Source organism: Amycolatopsis sp. Poz14 (assembly GCF_006704225.1).
GTDB lineage: Bacteria > Actinomycetota > Actinomycetes > Mycobacteriales > Pseudonocardiaceae > Amycolatopsis > Amycolatopsis nivea.
Genome location: NZ_JACLHD010000001.1, coordinates 3523593 through 3536281, shown reverse-complemented (window position 1 = coordinate 3536281; position 12689 = coordinate 3523593). Strand labels below are relative to the sequence as shown.

At 69.6% G+C, this 12689-nt stretch carries 9 protein-coding genes and 2 tRNA genes; 4 read left to right on the top strand and 7 right to left on the bottom strand.

Annotated elements, in window-relative coordinates; all coding sequences use genetic code 11:
* Nucleotides 1-3: 3 nt before the first annotated feature.
* Both FKO37_RS17005 and FKO37_RS17000 read right to left on the bottom strand, forming a co-directional pair.
* Nucleotides 4-1506 (bottom strand): class I adenylate-forming enzyme family protein, encoded by a 1503-nt coding sequence (locus tag FKO37_RS17005; protein ID WP_238604997.1) that lies wholly within the window; start codon nucleotides 1504-1506, stop codon nucleotides 4-6.
* Between the two features lie 9 nt (nucleotides 1507-1515).
* On the bottom strand, nucleotides 1516-2391 hold the full coding sequence (locus tag FKO37_RS17000; RefSeq protein ID WP_238604996.1) for an alpha/beta hydrolase: 876 nt from the start codon (nucleotides 2389-2391) through the stop codon (nucleotides 1516-1518).
* 71 nt (nucleotides 2392-2462) lie between these two features.
* Between FKO37_RS17000 and FKO37_RS16995 the strand changes: the two genes are divergently transcribed.
* On the top strand, nucleotides 2463-3095 hold the full coding sequence (locus FKO37_RS16995; RefSeq protein ID WP_238604994.1) for a TetR/AcrR family transcriptional regulator C-terminal domain-containing protein: 633 nt from the start codon (nucleotides 2463-2465) through the stop codon (nucleotides 3093-3095).
* Between the two features lie 33 nt (nucleotides 3096-3128).
* On the opposite strand, the gene FKO37_RS16990 is transcribed toward FKO37_RS16995, so the two are convergent.
* Nucleotides 3129-4946: an NAD(P)/FAD-dependent oxidoreductase gene (locus FKO37_RS16990; RefSeq protein ID WP_238604992.1), complete on the bottom strand. Its 1818-nt coding sequence runs from the start codon at nucleotides 4944-4946 to the stop codon at nucleotides 3129-3131.
* Nucleotides 4947-5107: 161 nt separating this feature from the next.
* On the opposite strand from FKO37_RS16990, the gene FKO37_RS16985 reads away from it, so the two are divergent.
* The 3 genes from FKO37_RS16985 to FKO37_RS16975 all read left to right on the top strand — a co-directional run bounded on the left by FKO37_RS16985 (nucleotide 5108) and on the right by FKO37_RS16975 (nucleotide 6553).
* Entirely contained in the window at nucleotides 5108-6292 is a 1185-nt protein-coding gene (locus tag FKO37_RS16985) for a GAF domain-containing protein (protein WP_037814121.1), read from the top strand.
* Nucleotides 6293-6375: 83 nt separating this feature from the next.
* Nucleotides 6376-6447, top strand: a tRNA-Val gene (locus FKO37_RS16980).
* A gap of 34 nt (nucleotides 6448-6481) precedes the next feature.
* Nucleotides 6482-6553, top strand: a tRNA-Val gene (locus FKO37_RS16975).
* A gap of 161 nt (nucleotides 6554-6714) precedes the next feature.
* Here FKO37_RS16975 and FKO37_RS16970 read toward each other — a convergent pair.
* The 4 genes from FKO37_RS16970 to FKO37_RS16955 are packed head-to-tail and all read right to left on the bottom strand — an operon-like array spanning nucleotide 6715 to nucleotide 12689.
* Nucleotides 6715-7248, bottom strand: a complete 534-nt coding sequence (locus FKO37_RS16970; RefSeq protein WP_238604990.1) for a hypothetical protein — start codon at nucleotides 7246-7248, stop codon at nucleotides 6715-6717.
* Between the two features lie 31 nt (nucleotides 7249-7279).
* Nucleotides 7280-7879: a hypothetical protein gene (locus FKO37_RS16965; RefSeq protein WP_238604989.1), complete on the bottom strand. Its 600-nt coding sequence runs from the start codon at nucleotides 7877-7879 to the stop codon at nucleotides 7280-7282.
* Nucleotides 7876-12360 carry a DUF6531 domain-containing protein gene (locus tag FKO37_RS16960; RefSeq protein WP_238604988.1) on the bottom strand — a complete coding sequence of 1495 codons (4485 nt, stop codon included), beginning with the start codon at nucleotides 12358-12360 and terminating at the stop codon, nucleotides 7876-7878. The genes FKO37_RS16965 and FKO37_RS16960 overlap by 4 nt, the downstream gene beginning before the upstream one ends.
* Entirely contained in the window at nucleotides 12357-12689 is a 333-nt protein-coding gene (locus FKO37_RS16955; protein ID WP_134729508.1) for a type VII secretion target, read from the bottom strand. The genes FKO37_RS16960 and FKO37_RS16955 overlap by 4 nt, the downstream gene beginning before the upstream one ends.

The following is a 12689-nucleotide window of genomic DNA, read 5'->3' as shown; positions in this document are numbered from 1 at the left end:
CCGCTAGCCGTTTTCCGCGCGCAGCGCCGCTTTCTGCACCTTCCCGGACGGCGTCAGCGGCAGGCTGTCGCGGAGCACGATCTGGCGCGGGACCTTGTAATCGGCCACCTGCGCCGCGCAGTACTCCTTCAGCTCCGCCTCGGTGACAGCCGAATCCTTCGCCGGGACAACGTAATACCGGCCGATCTCCCCCAGCACCGGATCGGGCACGCCGACCCCGGCCGCCAGCAGCACCCCCGGATGCGCGGCGAGGACGTTCTCCACCTCGACCGGGTAAATGTTGAATCCGCCTTGGACGAACATGTCCTTGGCGCGGCCGTGCAGCGTCAGGTAGCCGTCCTCGTCCGCGCGGGCCATGTCGCCGGTGTGCAGCCAGCCGTCCGCGTCGACCGCCGCGGCGGTTTCCTCCGGCAGATTGTGGTAGCCAGCCATGATCGACGGGGTCCGGAACAGCAATTCACCGGTTTCGCCGGTCGGCAGGGCTTCTCCGGACGGGGACGCGATTTTCGCTTCCACGCCGGGGAAAGGGACGCCGATCGAGCGTTCAGTCGCTTCCGTGCTGGCGTTCCACGGCGTCATCACCACGGCACCGGAAACCTCGCTCAGCCCGTACAGATTCATCACGGCCGCCTTCGGGAAAGCAGCCGTAAGGCGTTGCAGCAAAGCAGGTTCCGCGTTCGCACCACCGGTGACGACCACGCGGATCGCCGAAGTGTCCACACCGGCGAAACGCTCGTGGTTCAGCAGCAGCGTGTGCATCGTCGGCACACCGACCCACATCGTGAGGCCAGCCGTCCGGAACAGATCCGCAGCGGCACCGGCGTCGAAGGACGGCAGCAGCACCGTCCGGCTGCGCGCGACCAACGCGGACAGAATGCAGCAAGTGATGCCGCTGACGTGGTTCAGCGGAACGGCTACCGGCAACACGTCGTCGGCGCTCAACTGCAGGTGATCGGCTTCCGCGGCGGCAGACGCCAGCTGGCCGCGATGCGTCAGCGTCGCGCCTTTGGGATGACCGGTGGTGCCGGAGGTGTAGATGATCATCACCGGATCGTCCTTCTCGACTGCCGCCGAAGCAGCAGCCAGCGCCTCGGCGTCCGGCTCCGCCGTGCCCACTTCGGCGAAAGTCGCCGCGGAAACGCCCGGCAACCCGAGATTTCCCATCAGGGCAAGGAAATCGACGTCGCCCGCCGAAGGTTCGGTCACCACGAGGCGCGCGCCGGAATCGTTCAGGATGTGCGCGAATTCGGTTTCCCGGTACCGGGGGCTCAATCCGACGACCACGGCGCCGATCTTCGCGGCGGCGAAGTAGACCGCCAGCCATTCCGGCGTAGTGCGCCCGTTGACCGCGATCCGGTCGCCGCGCCGCACGCCCCGCCGCAGGAAATCGGCGGCGATCCGGTCCGACCAGGCGTCCATCTCGCCGAACCGGAGGTCCCGGGACCCGGCCGTCCAGCCGACGGCGTCCGCCGGGGCGGTGCGGAGCAGGTCGTGGATACGCGTCATCGCTCGTCCTCACTGGGTCAGGTGGACGGCGAGGAAGTCGAGCTGATCCGCGACGACCTTTTCGACCACAGGCGGATGGTAGACGGTGAAGTGATCCGCATCGTAGTGCTTCAGCACGGCGCGCGGCGCGTCCTCGGCCACCGCGGCGGCGATCGACGGATCGATGAGGTTTTCGCGGTCGCAAGCACAGATCAGCAACGGGCACCGCACCCGCGAGGCCTGCGCGGCGGCGTTGTAGAACACCATGTCCAGCCCGGACGCGGCGGTGATCCGGTTGTCGAACTCATCGCCTTCGGGCGTCACCGATTCCCAGCCCGCCAACGCTCCGGGCTGATTCACGAAGGCCAGCTCGCCCGGGCGGCCGACCAGCGGAACGTACCGGCGCGGCAGCCGCAACGCGGACCGCACCAGGTCCGACCCGATCGGCCCGGTGAAGCGTGCGAGGTGCCGCAGCCCGGCTCGCGCGACGACGGCCCGGCCGCTGAACACCGGACACTGCACGACCGCCGCGGCCAGCGACGGATGCCGCGCCGCCGCGGCGAGCACGTGACTGGACCCGAACGACGTGCCCCACAACGCGATCCGGCCCGCGTCGATCTCCGGCCGGGAGCGGGCGAACGCCAGCGCCGCGTCGACGTCCTCGGCGTACCGGCGCTGGCTGACCAGCTGCCGGGGCTCGCCGCCGGACTCGCCGAGGTGCCGGAAATCGAACGCCAGCACGGCGAAACCCGCCGCGGAGAACCAGGTTTCGTACTGGCCGAGCATCATCTCGTGGGTCGCGCCGCCGCCGTGCACGAGCACGACGGCCGGATGCGGACCCGCCCGGTCCGGGAGGGTCAGCCAGGCCGCGCACTGGTCGCGGCCGGAACGGAAAGCAGTGCGCACGATCCCTCCATCAAGTACGTTGTACGTGAACTTAGCTTAAACACGTACCTTGTACTTAATCAAGGAGAAGCATGCCCGCACCGCGGAAGTTCACGCGCGAACGGCTGCAGGCCGCCGCGCTCGCACTGGTCGACGCCGCCGGGCTGGACGGCCTGACCATGCGCAGCCTCGCGACCGAACTCGGCACCGGGCCGATGACAATCTACAACTACGTCGACGGCCGGGACGGGCTGGAACACCTCGTCACGGAAGCGGTGATGGCGTCGGCGACCTGGCCGGATCCGTCCGACGACTGGCGCGCCGACGTCCACGCCGTCGCCGAGGGAATGTGGCGGGCGGTGCGGGCGCATCCGCACGCCATCCCGCTGATTCTGACCCGCCGCAGTTTCGACCTGCCGACCCTGCGGCCGGCCGAGGCGCTGGTCCGGGCGCTGGTCCGGAGCGGACGATCCGGGACCGAGCTGCTGGTCGCGTTCCGCACGGTGTCCGCCTTCGTGGCCGGCTTCGCCCAGGCCGAACTGGCTGGTCCGCTGTCGCGCGACGCGGACTCCGCCGAGACCGCCGACCGGATCGCGGAACTGGATCACGACGAGTTCGCCGGGCTCCGGGAGATCGCCGAAGCCGCCGCGCGAAGCGATCCGGAAACCGAGTTCACCGACGGAATGCGCGTGCTTTTGGCTGGCCTGCACGAAAAAACCCGGTGACCGCCGAGGCAGCCACCGGGTTTTCTCCCGGGCTCAAGACAGGTGATGCACGTCCTGCAGCCCGTACACCGGCGTCTCAAGCCCTTCGAAGCGCGCCTTCAACTGCAGCGCCAGATACAGCGAGTAATGCCGCGACTGGTGCAGATTCCCGCCGTGGAACCACAATCCCTCCTGCTGGGTGGGCTTCCACATGTTGCGCTGCTCGCCCTCCCACGGGCCCGGGTCCTTCGTCGTTTCCGAGCCCAGTCCCCAGCATTTGCCGACCTTGTCCGCGGTCTCCTGGCCGACCAGGTCGGCGACCCAGCCGTTCATCGAGCCGTAGCCGGTCGCGTAGACGACCACGTCGGCTTCCAGCTCCGTGCCGTCCGACAGCACCACCGAGTTCGCGGTCAGGTGGTCGACCTGGCCGTGCGCGAGCTTGATGCTGCCGTTGGCGACGAGTTCCGACGCGCCCACGTCGATGTAGTAGCCGGAGCCGCGGCGCAGGTACTTCATGAACAGGCCGGAGCCGTCGTCGCCCCAGTCGTGCTTGAAGCCCGCCGCCTCGAGCCGGGCGTAGAAGTCCTTGTCGCGTTCGTGGATCGCCTGGTACACCGGGATCTGGAACTCCGGCATGATCCGGTACGGGATCGACGCGAAGATCAGGTCGGCCTTCTCGGTGGTGACGCCCGCAGCGAGCGCGCGCTCCGAGTACAGGTCGCCGAGGCCGAGGTCCATCAGCGAATCCGACTTCACGATGTGCGTGGACGAACGCTGCACCATCGTCACGTCCGCGCCGTGCTCCCACAGCGCCGCGCAGATGTCGTGCGCCGAGTTGTTCGAGCCGACGACGACCGCCTTCTTGCCCGCGTACGCGTCCGGGCCGGGGTGCTGCGACGAGTGGTGCTGGTCGCCCTCGAACTCGTCCATGCCGGGGAACGACGGCAGGTTCGGCTTGCCGGACATCCCGGTCGCGAACACGACGTGCCGCGGCGTGAGGACCACCTGCTCGCCGTCGCGGTCCACCGTGACGTGCCACTGCTTCGCGTCGTCGTCCCACACCGCGGAGGTGACCGCCGAACGCGTCCAGTACGGCACCTCCATCAGCTTCGTGTACATCTCGAGCCAGTCGGCGATCTTGTCCTTCGGCGCGAACACCGGCCAGTTCTCCGGGAACGGCAGGTAAGGCAGGTGGTCGTACCAGACCGGGTCGTGCAGGCAGAGGTTCTTGTACCGCTTGCGCCACGAATCGCCGGGCCGGTCGTTGCGCTCCACCACCAGCGACGGCACGCCGAGCTGGCGCAGCCGGGCGCCGAGCGCGATCCCGCCCTGCCCGCCGCCGATCACCACGACGTAGGGCTGCTGGCCGTAGCCGAGCGTCTCCTGCTCCTCGGCCCGCTTCTCCGCCCACGACCGGCGGCCGCGGACCACGCCGTGCTCGACGCCCTTGGGCCGCCGTTCGCGCTGCGACTCCTCGAAGCCCTTCAGCTCGCGCAGGCTGGTGAGCAGCGTCCACGCGCCTTCTTCCTTCAGCCGCAGATGCCCTTTCGCGCGTCCGGCGGCGGTCTCGAACTCGATCCACGCCTCGGTGACCCCGCCGGCCTCGGTGGCCGGTTCGCTCGTGCGGAACCCGCTCGGATCGGTCGTCTCCAGACAGCCGCCGAGGAGGCCGGCGATCCCGTCGCGGCCCTCGACGGTCTTGAGGTTCCAGGTGAACGAAACCAAGTCGCGCCAATAGGAATCGACGGCGAACAACGCCGAGGCAGCCTCGATGTCGCGAGCGGCCAGCGCGGCCTCGAACCGGGCCAGCCAGTCCTCGACCCGGGCCTGCGGCGTGCTCGCCTCCGCGATCCGGTCGACTGTCTGTGTCATCGCTACTCCTCGGACGTCGCTGTCGTGGGTGTAGCGCCGATCACACTCCTCCGGCGAAGGGTGCGGCAAGGGTTGCAGCGTGTTGCACGCGCCCGGTACGTGGAAACATCGGCGCAGGTCACCTATGCTGGGCGGCTAGCGCGACGGTGCGGGAGGTGACTGTGGTGGTGCACAGTGCGGTGCCTCCGGGCCGCAACCTGCCCACCCACGCCCGCGACCTGGTCCGCATGCACGAGGCGGTCATCGGCGGCAGCCGTCCCGCGGTGCCGCCGCGTCCGCTGGTCTCGCGTTCCTGGTCCCGCGTGCTGAGCCTCGGCCTCACCGCCGACGGGATGAACGCCCGCGATTCGGTGCCCGGCGACGAGGTCGAACGCCGCAGGCACGGCTCCCCGCTGCGGCACGTCATCGAAGACCTCCGCCAGGTCGTCGGCGCGACGTCCGATTCGGCGCACATGCTGCTGGTAGTCACCGACGCCGACGGCATCATCCTGTGGCGCGAAGGCTCGTCCGCCATCCGGCGCAAGGCGGACACGCTGGGCTTCACCGAAGGCTCCGAATGGACCGAATCCCGCGTCGGCACGAACGCGATCGGCACCGCGCTGGCCGAAGCCGCCCCGATCGAACTGCTCGCCGGCGAACACTTCGAGCAGAACCAGCACCCGTGGTACTGCACCGCCTCGCCCATCCACGACCCGCGCACCGGCGAACTGCTCGGCGTCATCGACGTCAGCGGCCCCGCGCTCACCCTCCACCCCGCCATCGGCGCCCTCGTCGAAACCGGCAAGCGGCTGGCCGAATCGCAACTGTGGCGCACCCACCGCCAGCGCCTCGAACGACTGCGCCAAATGGCTGAACCTGTCCTCTCCTCCGGCCCCGCCCTGGTCGTCGACGAGGACGGCTGGGTCGCGCACAGCGTCGGCGTCTCCGCGGGCGAACGCATCGCCGCCCCCCAAGCGGGCCAGGTCGTCGCCGTCCCCGGCCTGGGAGCCTGCCTCCCCGAACCCGTCGCCGACGGCTGGCTCGTCCGCCCCGCCGACACCGCCCGCACCGTCCGGCTCGACCTCGACCTCACGCCCGCACCCCTGCTGAGCCTCCAAGCAGGCGACACCGGCTGGCGCCGCCCGATCACCAAACGCCACGCGGAAATCCTGGTCCGCCTGGAAAAGGCCGGCCGCGACGGCCTGTCGGCGGTCGCGCTCAGCCACGCCCTCTACGGAGACGCCGAACACCTGGTCACCGTCCGCGCCGAGGTGTCGCGCCTGCGCCGCCTGCTCGGCGCCATCGTCGACACCCGCCCCTACCGCCTGGCCGAAGGCGTGCGCATGACTGTCCACGCAGGACAGTGACCAGCGAAGTCCCCGAAACCGGGCCCCCCGTGCGACGTCGCCGAGGCATCCGCTAATGTTTACGACACGTTGCACAGCAGCAAGCGCGATTAGCTCAGCGGGAGAGCGCTTCCCTGACACGGAAGAGGTCACTGGTTCAATCCCAGTATCGCGCACTCCAGTCCACCCCAGGCTGGTGCGTTGCACAACGGGCGATTAGCTCAGGGGGAGAGCGCTTCGTTCACACCGAAGAGGTCACTGGTTCGATCCCAGTATCGCCCACGCTCGGATCTCGAGGCGAGGTATGCCCGCACAACGCGCGGGCCTTCCTCGCCTCGAGGTGTTTTCTGGGGGTGCAACCCCCAGGCCCCGCCCGGAGGGGCTTCGCCCCCCGGACCCCCCAAAGCGCGTGGTTCCGTCGGTCTTGTCGGTGCCGGTGCGGGTCAGGGGTTGCGGGGGTTTGTTTTGGTTGCGGCGGTGTTGCGGGTTTTCTTCGTGCGGGCGTGTTCGGCTAGCAGGGCGAGGGTCTGAGGGGACGCGGAGAAATCGGCTAGGCGTCGCTGCATCCAGTCGCTCGCGGCGGACAGGGCGGCGGCGTCCGGGGGCTGGCCGTTTTCGGTGTCCAGCCACAGTTGCCAGTCTCGTACTCGTTGGCGGACGAACGCGCGGTCGTTTGGCGGTGCTAGGCGGTCTGCTTCGGTGACGATGTCTGCCGACTGCTGCTGGAATTTGGTCGGGTCTGCGGTTTTTTCTGCGATGTAGTCAAGCAGGTTCACCACTGCGGTCTTGGCTGTCAGTGGTTCCGGGTCCCGTGCCAGCACCGCGGCCAGCTCTCGAGGGTCGGTGCTGTCCGCCGCGATGACGCGGCGGTAGGCGGCGGAACGGACGTGCTCGTCCGCGATCGCGGCGTCCACTTCGACGTCGGTCAGCTCGGCGGCCGCGAACAAGGCGGTCAGGTCGGCTCGCAGCGTCGTCACTTCGTACGTCCTTCGAGCACGGCTTGGCCGGTCAGAAGCTCCAGGGGTCGGGGTGCGGGGTTCTGGTGGGGTCCGCCGACCAGATGAGGCGGCTTTCCACGTCGGGAGCCGCCAGGGTCCGCAGGCGGTCGGCCGCCCATTCGTTCCAGTAGAGCTTGGTCGACTGCGGAACCCGGAAAACCGGGAGGCCGGAGGGCACCGCGTCGGGGCGGAACACCGATTTCCGGATCACCCCGTCCCATTCCGGCTCGGACGACTCGCCGAGATCCAGGCAGTCGACGACCTGCTCGACGAGAAAAAGGAACCACTCGTCGCTCTCCTTGCCGTCGACAATGAGCGGCAGCAAGCTTCCGGAAGCCTCGAAATCGGCCCGGAACTCGTCGGCGACGCGGCGGCCGACGATCGGGGCCTCGTCCGCGCCCGGCGAGAACTCGACCGGCCGCCAGCCCGGGTCGCCGACCCACTCCGCGTGGATCCCGCGCGGATAGTCGTCCGGCGAGCCCGACAGCATCCAGCGGACGACCTTCGTCAGTTCGCCCCCGATGGTCAGCGCGCGATACTCCCCGCGGGCTTCGCTCACGCTCGGCAGCAGGCGGCACACCGCCCGGCCACGTGGGATGTCGGCCATCACGCGGTCCAGTATGCCCCAGGCCCCGGCGCGCCGCTGGAAAGCTCGCCCAGCACCGATTTCCCGATGCCGCGCAACTCGTTCCGCAGCAGCCCGCCGATCGCGGTCTGGCTGAGACCGCGCGCCTGGCCCTGTGCGACGACGCCCTGCAGCCGGTTGTAGACCTTCTCGTGAAATCCGCCGCGGTGGGTGTAATTGTGCGGCGTCGGATGCCCCAGCGGAATGCCGTTCGCCGGGTCGTTGATGTCGACCTTGTGCGCGTCCAGCAGATCCCGGCTCTTCGCGCCCCACGCCCACTGGTTCTTGGTCCCGCCCGACGGCACGATGTGCGCCGCCGCCTCCCCCGGTGCCGGAGCGCGCCCCTCGGCCGCCATGTTGTTGCGCAGGATCGCGGCGTTCTGCTTGCACGTCAGCAATCCGAGATAGTCCAGCCACGCCATCGGGTTGATCGCGTACGAACGCTGGTTCGGACCGCCGGCGAGGCCGAGCGGGTCGGCGCTGGCGTACTCCGCGGTGGCCGGGTCGTAATGCCGGAAGTAGTTGTAGTGCCAGCCGGTTTCGGGATCGAAGTACTGTCCGGGGAACCGCAGCGGCGTGTCGGCGGTCGAGTCCGGGGCCCGGCTGGTGACGCCCCACACGGTGCGCCGCGCATGCCACGCGACGGCGCCGCTCTCGTCGACCAGTTCGGTGGGAGTGCCGAGCACGTCGGTGACGATCGCGAAAAACCGTTCGTCCACCACATGTTGCGGAGCGTCCGCCGCCGTCCGGCGTTCGACCTGGCTCACCGGACGCACCCCGTCGCGGTCCCAGGTCGTGGTCGTCACGTCCGGACGGTCGACGGCACGAGTGCTCTGTTCGACGAGATGCACGCCGTCCCAGGCGAAAACGGTTTCTTCGGCCACGCTCACGCCGTCCGGGCCGAGCCGCTCCTTGGCGATCCGCCGCCCGAGCGGGTCGTGCCGGTAGCGCCACCTGGTCCCGTCCGGGGTCGTCACGCCGGTCAGCCGGTCGTCGGAGTCCCAGGTGTAGCTCCAGACCCGCCGCTGCCCGGACAGCGTGCGGCTGGAACGTTCGACGATCCGGCCCTGCGCGTCGTGCCGGTAATGCACGGCGCCGCCGCGGCGAAGGACGACGCCCGCGTATTCCCGACCGCCCTGCGGGGCAGGATCCTGATCCGGCCACTCGGCGCTGCTGACATCGCCGAATTCGTTGTAGGCGTAGCGTTCCGTCCATCCGGCCCCGTGCACCGCGGTGACGCGTCCCCAGCGGTCCAGGTCGTACTGCCGGGCGCCAGCGAGCTGGTCCTGAATACTGGTGACGACGCTGTCCGCGCGGTAGTGGTAGGCGCGCCGCTGACGCGACCGGGCGGAGGCGTCGGTGACCTGCTGCCCGACGAGGCGGTGGTTCGCGTCCCAGCTCTGGTTCACCATCGCGCCGCCGCCGAGCTGACGGCGGACCTCGCGACCGGCCGCGTCGTAGCTGAGCCGAACCGTGTGGCCGTCGGTGCGGACCACCACCGGCTGGTCGTTCCCGTTGTACTCGCAGCCGGTCCGCACCCCGGCCGGGGTCACACGCAGGATCCGCCTGCCTAGCAGGTCGTACCCCGATTCGACGGCCCGGCCGTTGCAGCTTTCCCTGAGCACCCGGCCGAGCGCGTCCCGCTCGAGGACCAGTTCGGCATCCGGCCCGGCCGCCCGGACCAGCTGATCGGCCGCGTCGAACTCGTACGTCGTGACCCGGCCGCCGACGCTCTTCTCGATGACGTTCCCCCGCGCGTCGTGGCGGAACGTCATGACTTCGCCCGCTCCGTTCGTCCGCGCGATCAGCTGGCGGGCCGGGTCGTAGGCATAGGACGACGTCCGCCCGCCGAAGTCGGTTTCCGAAACCAGGTTGCCCGCCGCGTCGTAGTCGTACCGCCACACCCGGCCGCGGGCACCGGTAACCGACAGGAGGCGCAGTTCGGTGTCGTACGCGAATTCCAGCCGGGACCCGTCGACGTCGATCTTCGCGGACGGCGAGTCGAAAAAGGTGTACTCGGTGCGGATGGTCTGGCCGAGCGCGTCGACGTAAGCGATCTCGTTGCCCTCGCCGTCGTACCGCCAGTGTTCGGTGGTCCCGTCCGGCTGCGTGCACGACAGCAGCTTGCCCTCGACCGTCCAGGAGAACCGGGTGATCCCGCCGAGCGGATCGGTGACCGTGCTGATCCGGCCGAAGACGTCCCGGGTGTAGCGGGTGGTCGCGCCGAGAAAATCCGTGACGGCGACCGGTTGGCCCGCCGCGTCGGATTCGACGCGCCGGGTCTGGCCGAGCGCGTCGGTCAGACCGGCCGGATGCCCGCGGCTGTCGAGGTGGTACCGGGTCACCGCTCCCGCGGGATCGGTGACGGCGGCGAGATTGCCGCGTTCGTCGTACTCGTTGCGCCACACCGTCCCGTCCGGCCCGGTCAGCACGACCGGCTGGCCGTCGCTGTCGTACTCGGCGGTCGTGGTCCGGCCGTCCGGGTCGGTGACGGCGATCAGCCTGCCGTCCTCGTCATAGCGGAAGCGCGTCGTCTGCCCGAGCGGATCGGTGCGCGACAGCAGCCGGTCGTACCGGTCCCGTTCGGTGACGACCGTGTGTCCCAAGGGATCGACCGCGCGGACGAGCTGCCACGCGTCGTTGAAGTGGTAGGTCGTGACCTGTCCCAGCGAATCGGTGTAGGTCGTCGTCCGGGCCGACGAGTCGTAGCCGATGGAACAGGCCAGCGCCCCGCCGGTGCCGTCGGTGCGGACGCAGCGGCCGAGTTCGTCGAAAACGTAGGCATACCAACGGTCGTTGCGGTCGGTCCACTTGACCACGCGCCCGTGGCTGTCGTACTCGAACCGGACCGGCAGACCCGAGGAGTTGAGGATCTCGGCCAGCCGGCCCGCGTCGTCGTAGCGGTAGCGCACCAGGTCGATCCCGGCCCCGGCGTCCGGGCCGAGCAGGCGAAGCCCGGTCACCAGCCCGTTGCCGCTGTCCACCGCGATCCGGTACCCGCCCGAATGCCGCAGCAGAGTCGGGACGCCGTTCTCGTCGCGGTCGACGTCGATCCGGTCGCCGTTGCGATCGGCGATCGACGCGAGCGGCAGCACGGTGATCGCGCCGGCTTGGTGCGAGGGCGAGAAACTCAGCGTACGGCGGAGTTCCGGGCAGTCGATCGCGTAGCCGCCGTCCGGCGTGCGCGCGAGCGGCCACCGCGCGCCTTCCTCCGGCAGCACCGGCGAACCGTCCTGGGGCGGGACCGGGTACGCCAGCAGGACGCCGTCCGGGGCGGCGTACCAGATCCGCGTGCCGTCCGCCTCGAGCCGCTCGTCCAGCGTCGAGGCCCAGGACGGACCGAAAAACCGGCCGGCGCGGTAGGAGGACAGGTGCGCCCTGGTCACCACGAGCGGCAGCGCGCCGGGCAGTTCGACGTCGGTCTGCACCATCAGCATGTCGCCGGTGGCCAGGTCGATCGGGTCGCCGCCCTCGCATTTCCCGTCGTTGGAGCGGCCGTCCTTGCGCGGCTCGCCGTTCTCGTGCACCGAGCCTTCGCCGTCCGGATTCCCGGTGCGCGCCTCGCTCGGCGAGGTGTGCCCGTCCGGCGCGGCAGCGGGATCGTCGGCATGCGCGGCCTGCGTACCGTCGCCGCTGGGTTCCTTGCCGTGCGGGGAAGTGTGCGGATCCTCGGCCGACGACACGTGGGTCGCGTCGCCGGCTTCGCCCCGTCCGCCGTGGAGTTCGGCCAGCACCTTCTTGATCGACGCGAAGATCTCTTCGAGCTTCGACATCAGCGGCCGCAGCTTTTCGACGGAGTTGATCAGCTTCTTGATCAGCGCGCCGATCTTCTCCAGCCACGCCGACACCTGCTCGACGACCTGCGCCACCACGACCGGCGTGCCGAGCCCGAGCGAGCACACCTCCTCCAGCGCGTCCTGGATGAAGTCGCCGACCGCCTGGGTGATCATGTCGCGGACCAGGCAGCGCACCGCGGCGGTGATCACACCGACGACCTCCACCACCGTGCTGATCGTGTTCGCGCACGTCGCGGCGGCGTTGATGTGGTCGATCTTCTTGCCGATATTGGCCCGGTACGCGTCGGCCGCCGCGCCCTTCCAGTTCGCGGTGTCCTTCTGCACGGTCGCGGCGAGGTCCTTCGCCGCCTGCTGCGTGGCCTGGCCGACGTTCTTCCAGGTCTGCGAGTACGCGGAGATCTGGTCGCCGTCGCCCGCCAACTGGTTCAGCGCGTCCTGCAACGGTTTGACGTGCTCGATCAGCCAGTTCAGCCCGTAGGAGATCAGCGTGCCGACCGGGTTCATCGCCATGGTCAGCATGTCCAGGCCGGTGCCGAGGGCGGCGATCCCGCCTTCGATCCACGAACCGGACTGCACCCCGTCGTACACGCCCGCGGCGTCGTCGAGGACGTTGATCCCGCTGTGCCAGGTGGTCGAGTCCTGCCGCTGCGCCACCAACGGGTTGCTCACGAGAGCTTCTTCCCGAGGCCGTTGATGGTCTGCGTGTGGTTCTGCTCAGCGGTCTGATACGTCGTCACGGCCTGGTTCACCGTCTGCGCCACCTGGCCCATCGCCTGCTGCGCCAACGCCAGCGTCGCCAGCCCGGGCGCGCTCACCGCGAGCACGATCGGCACGAACAACGGCCCGGTGATCAGGCCGTACGCCTGCACCCCCACCGTCACCTGCTCCGCCGCGGCCAACGCCTGCCCGAGTGTTTTGCCGACCTGCTCCACCGCTTGCGCGTGCTTGGCGAGATCGTCCGGATGGACCTCGTAGCCGCCGGAACCGTCACCTGCCAT